We start from the raw sequence: 15,489 nt of genomic DNA on the forward strand, positions 1-15,489 counted from the left end.
TCAAGCTCCCGTCTTGTAGGAGGACATCGCCATGTATTTCTCCGCCACCGGCCAGTCGGCGGCGCGCGAGGCCTCCTGCATGCATTCGATCAGGGCTGCCCCCTCGGTCGGCTGGCGATGCGCCTTCATGTCGCCATCGCGGTAGGCGTTGATGAAGCGGAATTCGAGCGGATCCATGCCGATCAGCCGGGCCAGCTTGTCCATCTGCACCTCCAGCGCAAAGTCGCCGATGGTGACGCCGAAGCCCCGCATGGCCGAGGAGGGCGTGCGGTTGGTGTAGACGCAATAGGTGTCGATCCAGACGTTCGGGATGGTGTAAGGCCCGGGATAGTGTGCGGCGCCCTTCTGCGCGCCATAGGGCGAATGGCGCGAATAGGCGCCGGCATCGGTATACCCCGTCACCTTGCGCGCGACGATGCGGCCATCCTTCATCACGCCGTCCTTGATGACGACTTTTTCGGCCGCGCGCGGTGAGGAAATCTGCATCTCCTCCTCTCGGCTGTAGATGAAGGAGACAGGACGCCCGGTGAGCTTGGCGCCGAGAATGGCGATCGGCTCGACGATCACGTCGACCTTGCCGCCAAAGCCGCCGCCGACCGTGCCGCCGACGAAGTGCAGTTTGCTGCCCGGCATTTGCAGGATGATCGAGGCGTTGTCGAGGGTGAAGAACATCGCCTGCGTGTTGGTGTAGCAGGTGAAGCGGTCATTGCTCTCGGGCACCACGACGCAGCCCGTGGTCTCGGTCGGCGCATGTTCGATCGGCGAGGATTGGTAGCTCTGTTCGAGGATATGGTCGGCCTCGGCAAAGCCTGCCTCGACATCGCCGAAGCGGACCTTGCGGCATTCGCCACTGTCATAGAGGTAATAGTTCTGGCCGTGATATTCGTTGACCAGCGGCGCCCCGGGCTTCAGCGCTTCCTCCATGTCGAACACGGCCGGCAGCACCTCGTAGTCGACCTTGACCTTGGCAGCGGCCTCTTGTGCGGCGCGTTCGGTCTCGGCCAGCACCGCCACCACGGCCTCGCCCTTCCAGCGCACCTTGCCGTCGGCCAACACCGTCTCGTCCTCCGGTCCGATCTGGATCAGGATCAGGATGGTGTAGACATTGTGCGGCACATCCTTGGCGGTGAGGATTTTCACCACGCCCGGATGTCTTTCAGCCTCCGACGTGTCGATCGAGCGAATGCGTGCATGATGGTGCGGGCTGCGCACCATTTTCAGATGGAGTGTGCCGGGAAAATTGCGGTCGGCGAAATAGGCCGTTTTTCCGGTGACGTGGCCCGGCGAATCCAGCCGTGGCCGCCCCTGGCCGATCTCGTGCAGGCCGTCTTTGCGCTGATCGGCGAAATAGTTTTTGCGCAATTCCATTCTTTTGGTCCCCTCAGGCGGCGTTCTGCGAATTGGCGCGCGCGGCGGTGAGCACCGCCTGGATGATCGGTTCGTAGCCGGTGCAGCGGCAGATGTTGCCGGACAGCGCCTCGACCACGTCCTCGCGGCTGGGGTTGGGCGTGTGGTCGAGCAGCACCTTGGCGGCCATGATCATGCCCGGCGTGCAGAAACCGCATTGCGTGGCGAAGGCGTCGAGGAAGGCGCGCTGCAGCGGATGCAGAACGCCGGCTTCAACGAGGCCTGATGTCGTCGTAATCACCGCGCCATTGCAGGTTTCGGCCAAGGTCAGGCAGGAGAGCCGTAACTCACCGTCGATGATCACCGAGCAGGCGCCGCAGGTGCCCTGATGGCAACCGCCTTTGGGCGATGTTTCGCCGATCTTGTCACGCAGCGCATGCAGCAGCGTCGTGCCGCTGTCGACGAATTCGGCCTTTTCCGAGCCGTTGAGCGTGAACTGGACCGGGACCTTTGCCATGTTTCCTCCCTTGCGCGCCTGCCCCGAGGGGCAAGCGCGCGCCCCCCGACGTGTTGTCTGGTTAACTCAGCAGTAGCCGCCCGAGATGCACCGGCAGAACTTCAGCGCGATACCAAGCGCTGGCAATCGGATCGGTGATGGGCGAAGTGCCTTTACCGGCGGCGGCCAGGGCCGCCGCGATGCCGTCCTGGTCAAGTTTCCTGCCGATCAGCGCCTTTTCCGCTGCGCGGGCGCGCATCGGCCGGTCTGCCATGCAGCCCAGCGCAATCCGCGCTGACGACACTGTGCCGTCGGCGGCCTGTTCGAGCATCGCTGCGATGCCGAGGACCGAGACGCCCTTCGGCTTGACCCGCGATATCTTCAGGAAGCGGAAGCTGCCATCCTTTGGAAGCGCGAAGCTCACTGACGTAACGATGGCGCGTCTGTCGTCCCGCTTGGCCAGGAAATTCTCCAAAGATAATTCCCCATCATCGGTGCCAATGGTGGCGTCGAGCGCCAACAGGGCGACAGTGAAGTCGCCATAGGGCGCGGGCGCAAACAGATTGCCGCCGACGGTGGCCATGTTGCGGACCGCCGGGCCGCCAACGGCGCGCGCGGCTTTGGCAATGGCGTCGAGGTCCGGATGGCGGGCGATCGCCGCCATCGTCACCGAAGCGCCGATGCGGGCCGTGCCGCCCGATACTGCGATGCCGGACAGGGTCGGGTCGGTCGAGCGGACAAGGCCGGTGACGGAGACATCGCCTTCATTGGTGGCGCGCACGACCAGCGTGCCGCCGCCGAGATAGCGTGTGCCGGCGGCTTTCAAAGCTGCGTTGGCATCCTTCACCGTCGGGAATGTCTGGAGGGCAAGCGCCATGGCGGGCTCCTTGGCTCAGCTCTGGCCGGCGAAATGGCTCTTCAGAGCGTTGAAGCCGCCCTGGAAGACGTTGGCGCCCATGCCGGCGGCGATCTTGTCGGCTTCTTCGGGCGCGGCATCGAAGCTGGCGGTCCATTCGGCATAGGTGCGGTCGCCGTCGGTCACGCGGCGCAATTGCAGCGTTGCCTTGTGGTTGGTCAGCGGCTGCGGCGTCTCCAGTATGGAGTAGCTGACGAGGAAGTTTTTATCGGAGTAGTCGAGCAGTTTTTCGCGGATACGGGCGCCGCTGGCGAGCTCGAAATTGCGCACGCAGCCTATGGTGCCGGCGTCCTTGCCGTCCTCGATATGGCTCTCCACCATGCGTGGGTGCCAGCCTGGGAGGCCGTTGAAGTCGCGTATACGCGCCCAGACCTCTTCGACCGGTGCGTCGATGACGCTGGATATGGTGACATCAACCATGAGCTCGTTCCCTTGCAATCAAATTTGCATTCAAGGGTAGGGCGGCGGCCAGCGCGGCACTTATCAATGGGTCTTGCGGCCCTATCAAGGAGTCTGAAAAACGAGCAGATCGCCTAGGCCATCGCCCGCGCCGCCTCGCGGTAAAGCGTCGGCGGCACACCGACATGATCGCGGAAGAAGCGCGAGAAATTGCCCTGTGTGGTGAAGCCGAGATTGCAGGCGACCGAGATCAGCGGTTCCTGCGACCATTGCAATTGCCGCACGGCTTCCTCCATGCGCAGCGTGTTCCAGTACACGTTGGGTGTCAGATTGGTCTGTTCCTTGAACAGCGCAAAGAAATGCGGCCGCGACAGGCCGACGCTGCGGGCGACGTCATCGAACGAAATGCGCTCACAGACATTGGCCTTCATCAACTGGATCGCCTTGCGGACACGGAAATCCTGCATGGTGTTGATGCGGATGCGCGCCTCTTGTGGCGCTGAAGCGTCGGCGGCGTCGAGCACGGAGTCGATGAAGCGCTCGATCTCGTAATTGGCGATGTCGTCGACGCTTTCATTGTCGTTCAGATGATCGAGCAGATTGGCGGCTGCCTGGTGCAACCAGGGCTCGAGCGTGATCGCGGCCTGCGCAAACAGCGGCGCCGACGAAGGCAGGTCACGGCGCCGGCGCGCCCAGTCGGGATCGATGTAGAAGGCGAGGAACAGACCCGGCCTGCCATTCTGCGACAGGATATGGCTATGCGGCTGGAAAGAGTTGATCCCTGCCGCGGTGCCGGGACCCAAGGCCACCGTCTCGCGGCCGATGGTCATTTCGCCGGCCGTGCCTTCCAGCCAGATGATGATATGGGCCTCGACATGGGCGTGGGTAACGAAGTCGCTGGCGACATTCAGGACAGAAACATGTCCGAACCGGCCCCAATAGAGCCTGATCGCGTCCGTCATGGGTATATCCTCCCGCAGACGACTGGCCTCCCTTCGCCTGCATTGGCGATTGTGCGGCTGAGTTTAGGTTCGCGTCAAGGTATGGAGGTTTGGATGGGCGCCGATGCTGATCCATGCCAGCCGATTTTCAGACTGCGCGATAGGTAGAAAAGAGAATAGCGCTGACGCTGGTTTCTCGTTCTCCCACAAGGGGGAAGGGAAGTGGAACTTTAAACCGAGACCGTCATGCCGCCATCGACATAGAGCGTGTGGCCGTTGACGAAGGACGATGCGTCCGACGCCAGGAAGACGGCGGCGCCGATCAGTTCGTCGACGGTGCCCCAGCGGCCGGCCGGCGTGCGCTTTTCCAGCCAGGCGGAGAATTCGGCGTTGTCGACCAGCGCCTGGTTCATCTCGGTACGGAAATAGCCGGGCGCTATCGCATTGACCTGCAGGCCGTGTTTCGCCCAATCGGTGCACATGCCACGAGTCAGGTTGCGGATCGCGCCTTTGGTCGCGGTATAGGGGGCGATGTTGGGCCGGGCGAGTTCGCTCTGTACCGAGCCGATGTTGATGATCTTGCCCTTGCCGCGCGCGATCATGTGACGAGCCACCGCCTTGCCGGCATGGAAGGCGCCGGAGACGTTGGTCTTGAACAACCGCTCCCACTGCTCCTCGGGAAAATCTTCGAGCGGGGCGCGGAACTGCACGCCGGCATTGTTGATCAGGATGTCGATGGGACCGATTTCGGCCTCGATACGGGCGACATCAGCATCCACCGCGCGAAAATCCGTCACGTCGAAGGTCGAGGCGTGCGCCTTGAAGCCGGCATCGCGCAAGCCTGCGACAGCATTGGCGACTTTGTCCGCCTCGCGACCGTTGAGCACGACGCTTGCGCCATGTTCGGCAAGGCCGCGCGCCAGCGCCAGGCCAATGCCCTGGCTGGAGCCCGTGATGAGTGCCAGCCGCCCGCCAAGGCTGAACAGGGATTTCGGTGTCAACTCAATGGTTTCCAGCGAAAGGTTTTAGTCGTTGCGCCTGAAGTTGCGGATGCGGTCGAACAACACCGCGAGCAGGATAGCGCCGCCGATGAAGACACCTTGCCAGAAAGCGTTGATGCCGAGCAGGCCCAGGCTGTTGCGGATCACTTCGATGAGGGCAGCGCCGACAATGGCGCCGAAGGCGGTGCCGACGCCGCCGGCGAGGTCCGCACCGCCGATGACGGTGGCGGCGATCACCTGCAGCTCCATGCCGTTGCCGAGGTTGGTGGTGACGGCGCCGAGCCAGCCGGTCTGGATGATGCCGGCAATGCCTGCCGAGAGCGCCGAGATCATGTAGACGGCGACCTTGATCTGGCGTACGGGAACGCCGGTCAGCGTCGCCGCATGCTCATTGCCGCCGATGGCGAAGATGTGCCGGCCGAACTTGGTCCAGCGCAAGGTGAAGCCGGTGATCAGCGCCAAAATGATCATGTAGAGCACGGGATTGGCGATGCCGAACACCCAGGCGCCGCCGCCCAGTGCCAAGAGCTTGTCGTGGTCGGGGCCGAACTGGAAGACCACGGTGTTGTTGGAAGCGACCATGGCCAGGCTGCGCGCGATCGACAGCATGCCCAGCGTCACCACGAAGGGTGGAAAGCCGAGATAGGCGATCAGCACGCCGTTGAAAGCGCCGATGGCGAGCGCGGTCGCAATCGAGGCGAGGATGCCGATCTCGATCGAATAGCCGGCATGCATGGTGACGGCCAGCACCATGGACGACAGACACAGCACCGAGCCGACCGACAGGTCGATGCCGCCGGTGATGATGACGAAGGTCATGCCCAGCGCGATGATGGCAACGAAGGTGATGTTGCGGGTGATGTTGTAAAGGTTCTTCGAGGTGGCGAAGGCGTCGGTGGCAAACGACAGGAAGATGCAGGCGAGGATGACGGCGATCACCACCCAGAAGGTCTGGTTGGAGAACATGCGCGACAGAAAAGTGTGCTGTTTCTGCGCGATCGTCTGGTCAAGGGTGACTGCCATTATCGACCTCTCCTGCCGATGGCCAAGTGCGCCGGCGTGGTTGACTGCGTCCTGCTCATGCCACTTGCTCGATGGCTCCGGTGATCAGCCCGGTGACTTCCTCGGGCGAACTTGAAGCAATGGTCTTGTCGGCGACCTTCCGGCCGCGCCGCATGACGATGACGCGATCGGCCACGTCGAAGACGTCGGGCATGCGGTGGCTGATCAGTACGACTGCGATGCCCTGATCGCGCAGATGGCGGATCAGATTGAGCACCTCGGCCACCTGCCTGACCGAAATAGCCGCCGTCGGCTCGTCCATCAGCACGATCTTGGCCTGCGACAGCATGGTGCGGGCGATCGCCACGGCCTGGCGTTGGCCGCCCGACATCTGCTTGACGAGGTCGCGGGGCCGCGTTTCCGATTTCAGCTGAGCGAAAAGCTGGCCGGCGCGCTTGTACATGGCGGCGTAGTCGAGGACGCGGAACGGTCCGACGCCCCGGCGCAGCTCGCGGCCGAGATAGACATTGGCGGCGGCGGTGAGATTGTTGCACAGCGCCAGGTCCTGGTGAACGATCTCGATGCCGTGCTGGCGCGCATCCGCCGGCTTGTGCAGGATCAGTTCCTTGTCTTCCAGCCGCATGATCCCGTGGCTCGGGTGGAAATTGCCGGCGATCATCTTGACCAGCGTCGACTTGCCGGCGCCGTTATCGCCCATCAGGCCGACAACCTGTCCCGGCTCGATCGCCAACGAGACATCGTTGACCGCCTGGATGGCGCCGAAATGTTTCGAGATGTTGGTGAGTTCGAGAACCGCCACCAGACTTTGCCTCCCATGTTTTGGCCGCCGGTCGTTTGCCTCAGCCCTCGCTATCTCAACGTCCTCCCAGAGGCAGCGATAACCGGCATTTACGCAAAGCCTGTGCGGTCGTCAATTGTCAGACGAATAAGAAAGCAGCTTATATCGAATGGTTTGTGCCGCAGGAATCTAAAAATCAGTTTTGTAGGACAAATAGGATTGACGTTGGCCGCGAGCCGATATTAGCTGGATGCTGGAGGGCATCCAGCCGACCCCACGCCGGCTTGCCGGGCGGGTCAGCAGGGATGTGCGGTCTGCGCAGGTTCCATTCGAACCTGACTGACCGAATTGAAAATGCTTATCGATCCGGCCTGGCCACACGAGCGCTCGCATGACGATCCTCGGTCCGCCGCATCCGGGTTGGTCTGTGTGGCGGGCACGCCGTGTCCGTTTGTTTGCAAAGGGAGGACTGACATGAGGAAAACACTTTTGCTTGCCGCCGTCGCCGCCATGGCGCTGGGCGCCGGGCCGGCTTTGGCCAAGAAGCAGCTCGTCATCGTGGTGAAAGGTCTCGACAATCCGTTCTTCGAGGCCATCCACCAGGGCTGCGAGAAATGGAACAAGGAAAACGCCAGCTCGGAATATGAATGCTTCTACACCGGCCCGGCGTCGACCTCCGACGAGGCCGGCGAGGCGCAGATCGTTCAGGACATGCTGAGCAAGGCCGACACGGTGGCGATGGCGATTTCGCCGTCCAACGCGCCGCTGATCGCGCAGACGATCAAGACCGCCAATCCGACGATCCCGATCATGACCGTCGACGCCGATCTCGCCAAGGAGGATGCAGCCCTTCGCAAGACCTATCTCGGCACCGACAACTATCTGATGGGCAAGAAGATCGGCGAGTACATCAAGAAGGGCAAGCCGAACGGCGGCACGATCTGCACCATCGAAGGCAATCCGGCGGCCGACAACATCCTGCGCCGCGCGCAAGGCATGCGTGACGCGCTGTCGGGCAAGGAAGGCCTCGCGGCACTGGCCGGCGAAGGTGGCTGGACCGAAGTTGCCGGTTGCCCGGTGTTTACCAATGACGACGGCGCCAAGGGCGTTCAGGCGATGACCGACATCCTCGCCGCCAACCCCAAGCTCGACGCATTCGGCATCATGGGCGGCTGGCCGCTGTTCGGCGCCCCGCAGCCCTATCGCGACCTGTTCGGGCCGCTCAAGGACCGCATCGCCAGCAACGATTTCGTCATCGGCGCCGCCGACACGATCGGCGACGAAGTGGCGATCGCCAAGGATGGGCTGGTGACCGCGCTGGTCGGCCAGCGGCCGTTCGAAATGGGCTACAAGGCGCCGTCGGTGATGATCGATCTCATCGAAGGCAAGGCCGTCGCCGATCCGGTGTTCACCGGCCTCGACGAATGCACCAAGGATACGGTCGACACCTGCATCCAGAAGTAGTTTCGGCAATACCGGGGCGTCCTTTGAGGGCGCCCCGTCACATCCCTCAGGGACAAGGACAGGCAGCATTGTCGGGGCGGCAAGCTCCGGCTTTGACGGGCCCATGCGCCTTTGCTTCGACGAAGGTTGGCTTTCGGCGAAGAGATGCCGGGCACGGACAATTCCGGACGATTTCCCAGCGACATATTGCCGATGCCGGAACAAGATGCCGGACGACACATCCAGAAAGCGATCCGCCAGGGCGCAAGCGCCGGCCAGCCCGCCCGCAAAGGCCGTTCGACGGCCGGATATGGCGTGGAACCCGGGCTCCAGCGTGCACGCCTCTCTGGCCAGCGAAATCGGGCTGAGGATCGTGCGTGGCGACTATCCGCCGGGCACCATCCTGCCCAATGAAGCCAAATGGTCCGAGATTTTCAACGTCAGCCGCTCGGCTGTGCGCGAAGCGATCAAGATGCTGATGGCGAAAAGCCTTTTGGCGTCGCGCCCCAAGATCGGCAGCTGGGTCGAGCCCAGGGAGCGCTGGAACCTGCTCGACCGCGATGTGCTGGCCTGGTATGCGGCTGGACCGGACCGGGAGGCGTTCCTGCGCACCGTACAGGAGTTCCGCCACATCATCGAGCCGGAAGCCAGCGCCTTTGCCGCGATCCGGCGCACCGACGAGCAGATGGCCGAGATCAGCCAGGCCTGCCGCGAGATGGGCGAGGCGACGAGCCTGCAGCAGCGCATCCGCGCAGACACGCGCTTCCATCTCGCCATATTGCGGGCGTCAGGCAACGATCTCCTGGTGCCGCTCGGCGTGCTGATAGAATCGGCGCTCGACCACCTGTTCGTCTTCGTTACGCGCGAGCACAGCGACCAGCGGCGGGCGCAGTCCCTGCATGAGGCAATCGAAAAGAACGTTCGCCTCAAACGCCCGGCCGCCGCCCGCAACGCGGTCCACAGGCTGCTTGCCAACACCGACGAGGTTGTCGAGCGGTCGCGGCGGTGATTTCAGACGGCAGCCAGAAGCGAGGCAATGCGCGAGGCGCGTATCGCTGAGTTCAGATCGTCTGCTTCTTGCCGTCCTTCATCGGCATCAGGTCGACGCCGTTCACCTTGGCGACATGGGTCGCCAGCATCGGCACGAACTGTTCGGCCGGGCCGGTGGTATGGGCGCCGGCAAAGGAATTCTTTGTGGCATTGCCGAGCGGGTTGGCGATGCCGGCAGCACCCGCCATCGATTCCAGATAGGTCAGGTCCTTGAAGGCATTGGCGATGGTAAATTTGTGCGCGTCGCGGTCGCCTTCCAGCGTCCAGCGCATGAAGGTCTGGTAGAAGCCGCAATCCATGCGACCGTTGCGGATGACGCTGTCGAAACGCGGCGGCGAGATGCCGACCTTCTCGGCCAGCGCCAGCGCTTCGGAATAGATAGCGGCGTAGCCCAGTGAAATGAAGTTGTTGAGCAGTTTCATGCGGTGGCCGTCGCCGGTGTCGCCGATGTGCACGATGCGCCCGGCCCAGGTTTCGATCACCGGCTTCACGCGGGCAAAGAGCGCATCGGGCGCGCCGACCATGGCGTCGAGCGTCCCTTCCCAGGCTTCCTTCGGTGTACGGCTGAGCGGGGCATCGACAAAGTCGACGCCGATCTCCTTCAGTTCCGCCGCCAGCGCCACGGTCGAGACCGGATCGGAGGTCGAGCAGTCGACGACGACGGAGCCCTTTTTAAGGCCCTCCTTGAGGCCGCCTGGGCCGCGGATGATGGCTTCGACCTCGCGCGAGCCGGTGACACAGATGAAGACGATGTCGGATGCCGCCGCTACTTCACGCGAGGTTGCCGCTTCCTTTGCGCCGCGGCCAAGCAGGTCCTCCGCCGGCTTGCGGTTCTTGCGGCCGAGGAAGGTCAGGCCATAGCCCTTGTCGACGATGTTCTTGGCGATGCCGTGCCCCATCAGGCCAAGCCCGATGAAGCCGATTTCTTCGCGCGCGGCGGTCGTATTCATGTCGTGTCGTCCTGTTTGCAATGATTGATATCTGGCGCCGCCGTTTTGCGGGCGAGGGTGGTTGCGGAACGCTATATTGTCTGACAATACACAGAAATCCTAGGCATTGGAGGCGAAAATGACGAAGCGGATCATGTTCACCGGCGGCAGCGGCAAGGCCGGGCGCCATGTCGTGCAGTATCTGGTCGAGCAGGGTTGCCAGGTGCTCAACATCGACACCAAGCCGCTCGACAATCCCAAGGTGCGCACGCTGATCACCGACATCACCGACAGCGGCCAGGTGTTCAACGCGCTGTCGAGCTATATGGGCCTGCACGAGTTCGACCCGTCGCTGCGGCCGCAGCCGGTCGACGCGGTGGTGCATTTCGCCGCCATCCCGCGCATCATGATCACGACCGACAATGAGGTGTTCCGCATCAATGCGATGGGCACCTACAATGTCATCGAAGCGGCGGTGAAGCTCGGCATCAAGAAGGTGGTGATCGCCTCCAGCGAGACGACCTATGGCGTGGTGTTCGCCAACGAACCACGCGACCCCAAATATTTCCCGCTCGACGAAGAGTATGACGTCGACCCGATGGACAGCTACGCGCTCTCCAAGGTCGTCAATGAGCACACGGCGCGCGCCTTTGCGCAGCGCAACGGCACCGACATCTACGCGCTTCGCATCGGCAACGTCATCGAGCCGCACGAATATTCGCTGTTTCCGAAATGGTTCGCCGATCCGGGCTTCCGCAAGCGCATCGCCTGGAGCTATGTCGATGCCCGCGATCTCGGCCAGATCACGCTGCGCGCCGTCGAAAAGGACGGGCTCGGCTTCCAGGTGTTCAACGCCGCCAATGACGACACCTCATCCGACCTGCCTACAGCTGAACTGTTGAAGCGGTTCTACCCCGATGTGCCGGTCAAGACGAAGCTCGGCGAGTACGAAACGCTGCTGTCCAACCGCAAGGCCCGGGACATGCTTGGCTTCCGTCCCGAGCACAGCTGGCGCAAATACGTCAAATAGGGCTGGCAAATAGGGTTTTGGGGGCAAGGTTGTAAGCTGATCTGTGCACAGCCTCAGGCTTTGCCGCCGGCGTGGCCGGCCCCGCTTGACAGCCTTCGAAATCCGGACTTTGTGGAATGTATGAGGGACGGAAAGCCGAATAAGGGAAACAAGCCCGACAAGGCGGCGCCCGCCGAGCGCCCGTCGGCGCTTCGTCGGGCCGACGCAACCCGGGTGCCCGGCTCCAGCGTGCATGCCTCGCTGGCCAGCGAAATCGGGCTGAGGATCGTGCGTGGCGACTATCCGCCGGGCACCATCCTGCCCAATGAAGCCAAATGGTCCGAGACCTTCAACGTCAGCCGCTCGGCGGTGCGGGAAGCGATCAAGATGCTGATGGCAAAAAGCCTTTTGGCGTCGCGCCCCAAGATCGGCAGTTGGGTCGAACCCAAGGAACGTTGGAACCTGCTCGACCGCGATGTGCTCGCCTGGTATGCGACCTCACCCGACCGCGAAGTGTTCCTGAAGACGGTGCAGGAATTCCGCCACATCATCGAGCCGGAAGCGACCGCCTTCGCCGCCATGCGGCGCACCGACGAGCAGATGGCCGAGATCAGCCAGGCCTGCCGCGAGATGGGCGAGGCGACGAGCCTGCAGGAACGCACGCGCGCCGATACACGCTTCCATCTCGCAATATTGCGGGCGTCGGGCAACGATCTTCTGGTGCCGCTCGGCGTGCTGATCGAATCCGCCTTCGATCATCTGTTCACCTTTACGACGCGCGAGCTCGACGACCTGGCGCACGCCCAGCAGCTGCATGAGGCGATCGAGAAGGCCATCCGTCTGCAGCGGCCGGAAGCTGCCCGCAGCGCGGTGCGCAAGCTGCTCGCCAACACCGACGGCGTCATCAACTCAAGATAGAAGCAGGGCCCCGCAGGCTATCCTGCCAAATGCTGCTTGGTGAGCGCTATCAGCAAAGCCTGGTCGCGGGCGGCGTGCTCGGGGCGGTTGACCACTTCATTGCCATTGACGATCGCACTCCAGAAGCCGCGCAGTTCCTCGACGAACGCTTCGCCGTAGCCGGCGCGCAAATCCTTCGTCGAGAGTGTGTGGCCGTCCGATGTTTTCACCGTCAGCCGGGTCGGATGATGGTTGAGCCAGGGCGAGGGGAATTCCAGCTCGAGGCTGGCATCGTCGAAGAACAGCGTGATGCGCTCCTTGTAGTCAGCAAGTTTCGGCACCGTCAGATGCGTCATGGTCCACAGTGCCTGGCCATCGAGCAGCTTCACCGCGCCTTGGCCGCCGTCGCCATTGGCGAAGATCTGCGCGCCGACAACCTCGCCATCGGGCACGCCGAGCGCGTCGAGCAGGCCGTGCACGGCATTGACATCGTGAATCAATGCGGAGCTGTAAGCGCCGGTAAATCCACGGAAAGCAAGCTCGGTCAGGGGCAGGCCAATGGCGTGCTCGACCTGTTTCTTCTGCGCGGCTTGAGCGGCGGCAATCAGCTCCTTGGGAATATCGCTGCCGCGCTTGTAGTGTTGGTGTGCGATGAACGGCCAGGCGTCGGGATCGTTGACCTCGACCGAGACGGAACGCAGCGTCTTCGCCGTGCCGGGCAGCGAGGCCAGCGCCAGCCGGTAGCTCGGATCGAAGCGCTTCATGTAGCCGACCTGCATGACCTTGCCGGCCTTGTCGCGCGCAGCGACGATCTCGGCGATCTCCTTCGGTGAATAGCAGAGCGGCTTTTCGCAGAAGACATGCAGGCCACTCTCAAGAGCCGCCAGCACCTGCTCGTGATGTAGCGGGTCGGGGGAGCCGATGACGACGGCGTCGGGCTTCTGGTCGAACAGCTGCTCCGACGTTTCGAAATTGGCGATGCCGTGGATGTCGGTGACGTATTCGCGCGAAACCTTGGACGGGTCGGCGACGCCGACCAGGTCGAACAGGTCGCCGAGTCGCAGTAGGTTCGGAATATGCTCGACTTGCGAAATCATGCCGGCGCCGATGACGCCGACTCGTATCCGGCTCATGCTGCTACTCTTGATTTTTAGAGACCATGATCTTTGTCCGAAAACCGTTCCCACTTTTCGGGATCATGGTCCTGGTGCCGATGGCCGATTGCCGATCTGCGCCAAAAGCCCGGCGATCTCGGCTTCCACCGCCTTCAAATCCTCGCCGCCCGACATGATCGAAATCACCTCGTCGCGGGAAATATCCGACTTGGCGTAGGTGCCGCGGTTGCGGCCGCGGTTGAGCAAGGTGAAAGTGTCGCCGACGGGGTAGGCGTGGTGGATGTTGTGGCTGATGAAGATGACGGCCAGTCCGCGCATGCGCGCCTCGATGATGAATTTCAGCACCATCGCCGCCTGATGCACGCCGAGCGCCGAGGTCGGTTCGTCGAGGATCAGCACCTTGGCGCCGAAATGCACGGCGCGCGCGATCGCCACCGACTGGCGCTCGCCGCCGGACAGCGTACCAACGGCCTGCGTCGGGTCGCGCACGTCGATGCCGATATCGGCCATCGCCTGACGCGCAATGGTATTGGCACGGTCCTTGTCGATGCGCGAGAAGGGCAGGCTGCTCTTCGTCGGCTCGCGGCCGAGGAAGAAATTGCGTGTGATCGACATCAGCGAGATCATGCCGAGATCCTGGAAGACGGTGGCGACACCGAGGTCCTGCGCGTCGCGCGGGCTGCGGAAGGCGACCGGCTTGCCGTCGACGAAAATCTCGCCCTTGGTCGGCCGGTGCACGCCCGACAGCACCTTGATCAGCGTCGACTTGCCGGCGCCGTTGTCGCCGAGCAGGCAGTGGACCTCGCCGGGATAGACCTTGATGTCGATGTCCTGCAGCGCGCGCACCGAGCCGAAATTGACGGAGACGCCGCGCAATTCCATGGCCGGCTGGATTGTCTGGGCCGGCTGGATGTTTTGGGCCGGATTGGTCATTTGCCGCCTCCGCGTCCGAGCGCCTTGAGGCGAATGTAGTTGTTGACCAGCACCGCCATCAGGATGACGATGCCGAGGAAGACCTTGAACCAGTCGGTGTCGATGCCGGTGTAGAAGATGCCCATCTGCACCAGGCCGAAGATCAGCGCGCCGAACAGCACGCCATAGACGGTGCCGTAGCCGCCGGTGAGAAGCACGCCGCCGATGACCGCGGCAATGATGGCTTCGAACTCCTTCAGCAGGCCGCGCGTGGTGTCGGCGGAACCCGCCTCCATCACCTGGATGGTGGCAAGCAAGGTCGCCGCACAGGCGGTGTAGATGAACAGCGCGATCTTCACCCGGTCGACCGGCACGCCGACGTTGCGGGCGGCGTTGAGGTCGCCGCCGGTGGCGAAGATCCAGTTGCCGTATTTGGTCTGCGTCAGGACATAGCCGGCAAGCGCGGTCAGGCCGAGCCACCAGACGATCGACATCGGAATGCCGACGACGAATGGGATGCCGTCGGTGCGGGTGGCGATCCAGCCCTGCGTGCCCATCCAGTGGAAGAAACCGGTCAGGAGATGGCCATTGAACAGGCCTGATGTGGCCGGGTCCGGCGCACCGTCGAGGATATAGGGGATCTGCGTGCGGCCGGTGACGGCGCGGGTGATGCCGATCGACAGGCCGCGCAGGATATAGAGTGAGGCCAGTGTCACGATGAACGAGGGCAGGCGGGTCTTCACGACGATCAGGCCGTTGAGGTAGCCGGTGAGGATGGCGACCGCGAAGGCGCAGGCGATGCCGCCCCACAACGGCAGGCCCCAATATTTGACCGTGAGGCCGATGACGACACCGGCAAAGCCGACCATAGAACCGACCGAAAGATCGAACTCGCCGGCGATGATGAGCAAAGCGGCGGCGGTGGCAATGATGCCAAGCTCCGCCGCCAACGTCAGGAAGGTCATGGACCCCTGGAGCGAGTAGAGATTCCCGGCACCGGGCAGCAGCGCGAAGATGACGATTGTGGCGATGAGGCCACCGGCGGCGCCCGCTTCGGGCCGGCGCAGCCATTGCGTCAGCCGGCCGGTTTTGGCAAGCCTCTCATCGGCGCCGGCGGCGCGCTTCGACGTCATGCCGAAGCGGTCTTTCGCTGGTGCTTCCGAAGGTATCGCCTTGTCTTCCACGACAGCCATTAGGCTCCCCAATCGCTCAATTCGCAATGTCGATGACTGC

At 63.1% G+C, this 15,489-nt stretch carries 16 protein-coding genes; 4 read left to right on the forward strand and 12 right to left on the reverse strand.

Annotated features, from left to right (window positions below; all coding sequences use genetic code 11):
• From ACWGTO_RS10485 to ACWGTO_RS10520, 8 genes are all read right to left on the reverse strand, one after another.
• The gene (locus tag ACWGTO_RS10485) at positions 1 to 1,368 is read right to left on the reverse strand and encodes a xanthine dehydrogenase family protein molybdopterin-binding subunit (protein ID WP_454574782.1); all 1,368 of its coding nucleotides are present in this window, start codon (positions 1,366 to 1,368) and stop codon (positions 1 to 3) included.
• A gap of 13 nt (positions 1,369 to 1,381) precedes the next feature.
• A complete protein-coding gene (locus ACWGTO_RS10490; RefSeq protein WP_454574783.1) occupies positions 1,382 to 1,864 on the reverse strand; it encodes a (2Fe-2S)-binding protein in 483 nt (160 codons plus the stop codon).
• A gap of 61 nt (positions 1,865 to 1,925) precedes the next feature.
• Positions 1,926 to 2,720 (reverse strand): FAD binding domain-containing protein, encoded by a 795-nt coding sequence (locus ACWGTO_RS10495; protein WP_454574784.1) that lies wholly within the window; start codon positions 2,718 to 2,720, stop codon positions 1,926 to 1,928.
• Between the two features lie 15 nt (positions 2,721 to 2,735).
• Entirely contained in the window at positions 2,736 to 3,179 is a 444-nt protein-coding gene (locus ACWGTO_RS10500) for an SRPBCC family protein (protein WP_454574785.1), read from the reverse strand.
• A gap of 113 nt (positions 3,180 to 3,292) precedes the next feature.
• The gene (locus tag ACWGTO_RS10505) at positions 3,293 to 4,120 is read right to left on the reverse strand and encodes a helix-turn-helix domain-containing protein (RefSeq protein WP_454574786.1); all 828 of its coding nucleotides are present in this window, start codon (positions 4,118 to 4,120) and stop codon (positions 3,293 to 3,295) included.
• Positions 4,121 to 4,329: 209 nt separating this feature from the next.
• Positions 4,330 to 5,100, reverse strand: coding sequence for an SDR family oxidoreductase (locus ACWGTO_RS10510; RefSeq protein WP_454574787.1), 771 nt, complete (start codon positions 5,098 to 5,100; stop codon positions 4,330 to 4,332).
• Between the two features lie 24 nt (positions 5,101 to 5,124).
• Positions 5,125 to 6,123: an ABC transporter permease gene (locus ACWGTO_RS10515; protein WP_454574788.1), complete on the reverse strand. Its 999-nt coding sequence runs from the start codon at positions 6,121 to 6,123 to the stop codon at positions 5,125 to 5,127.
• 55 nt (positions 6,124 to 6,178) lie between these two features.
• The gene (locus tag ACWGTO_RS10520) at positions 6,179 to 6,922 is read right to left on the reverse strand and encodes an ATP-binding cassette domain-containing protein (RefSeq protein WP_454574789.1); all 744 of its coding nucleotides are present in this window, start codon (positions 6,920 to 6,922) and stop codon (positions 6,179 to 6,181) included.
• A 453-nt stretch (positions 6,923 to 7,375) separates the two neighbouring features.
• Between ACWGTO_RS10520 and ACWGTO_RS10525 the strand changes: the two genes are divergently transcribed.
• Both ACWGTO_RS10525 and ACWGTO_RS10530 read left to right on the forward strand, forming a co-directional pair.
• Positions 7,376 to 8,365, forward strand: coding sequence for a sugar-binding protein (locus ACWGTO_RS10525; protein WP_454574790.1), 990 nt, complete (start codon positions 7,376 to 7,378; stop codon positions 8,363 to 8,365).
• Between the two features lie 205 nt (positions 8,366 to 8,570).
• Positions 8,571 to 9,353: a FadR/GntR family transcriptional regulator gene (locus ACWGTO_RS10530; RefSeq protein ID WP_454574791.1), complete on the forward strand. Its 783-nt coding sequence runs from the start codon at positions 8,571 to 8,573 to the stop codon at positions 9,351 to 9,353.
• Between the two features lie 52 nt (positions 9,354 to 9,405).
• On the opposite strand, the gene ACWGTO_RS10535 is transcribed toward ACWGTO_RS10530, so the two are convergent.
• The gene (locus ACWGTO_RS10535; RefSeq protein WP_454574792.1) at positions 9,406 to 10,365 is read right to left on the reverse strand and encodes an NAD(P)-dependent oxidoreductase; all 960 of its coding nucleotides are present in this window, start codon (positions 10,363 to 10,365) and stop codon (positions 9,406 to 9,408) included.
• A gap of 97 nt (positions 10,366 to 10,462) precedes the next feature.
• On the opposite strand from ACWGTO_RS10535, the gene ACWGTO_RS10540 reads away from it, so the two are divergent.
• Complete coding sequence (locus ACWGTO_RS10540; RefSeq protein ID WP_454574793.1) at positions 10,463 to 11,353, forward strand: NAD-dependent epimerase/dehydratase family protein; 891 nt, start codon at positions 10,463 to 10,465, stop codon at positions 11,351 to 11,353.
• 120 nt (positions 11,354 to 11,473) lie between these two features.
• Positions 11,474 to 12,250, forward strand: a complete 777-nt coding sequence (locus tag ACWGTO_RS10545) for a FadR/GntR family transcriptional regulator (RefSeq protein WP_454574794.1) — start codon at positions 11,474 to 11,476, stop codon at positions 12,248 to 12,250.
• 17 nt (positions 12,251 to 12,267) lie between these two features.
• Here the strand turns inward: ACWGTO_RS10545 and ACWGTO_RS10550 are convergent, their stop codons facing one another.
• The 3 genes from ACWGTO_RS10550 to ACWGTO_RS10560 all read right to left on the reverse strand — a co-directional run bounded on the left by ACWGTO_RS10550 (position 12,268) and on the right by ACWGTO_RS10560 (position 15,389).
• On the reverse strand, positions 12,268 to 13,362 hold the full coding sequence (locus ACWGTO_RS10550; protein WP_454574795.1) for a Gfo/Idh/MocA family protein: 1,095 nt from the start codon (positions 13,360 to 13,362) through the stop codon (positions 12,268 to 12,270).
• Positions 13,363 to 13,425: 63 nt separating this feature from the next.
• Complete coding sequence (locus ACWGTO_RS10555; protein WP_454574796.1) at positions 13,426 to 14,277, reverse strand: ATP-binding cassette domain-containing protein; 852 nt, start codon at positions 14,275 to 14,277, stop codon at positions 13,426 to 13,428.
• On the reverse strand, positions 14,274 to 15,389 hold the full coding sequence (locus ACWGTO_RS10560; RefSeq protein ID WP_454574939.1) for an ABC transporter permease: 1,116 nt from the start codon (positions 15,387 to 15,389) through the stop codon (positions 14,274 to 14,276). The genes ACWGTO_RS10555 and ACWGTO_RS10560 overlap by 4 nt, the downstream gene beginning before the upstream one ends.
• Between the last annotated feature and the right edge of the window lie 100 nt (positions 15,390 to 15,489).

It is taken from the genome of Mesorhizobium sp. PL10 (assembly GCF_053714315.1).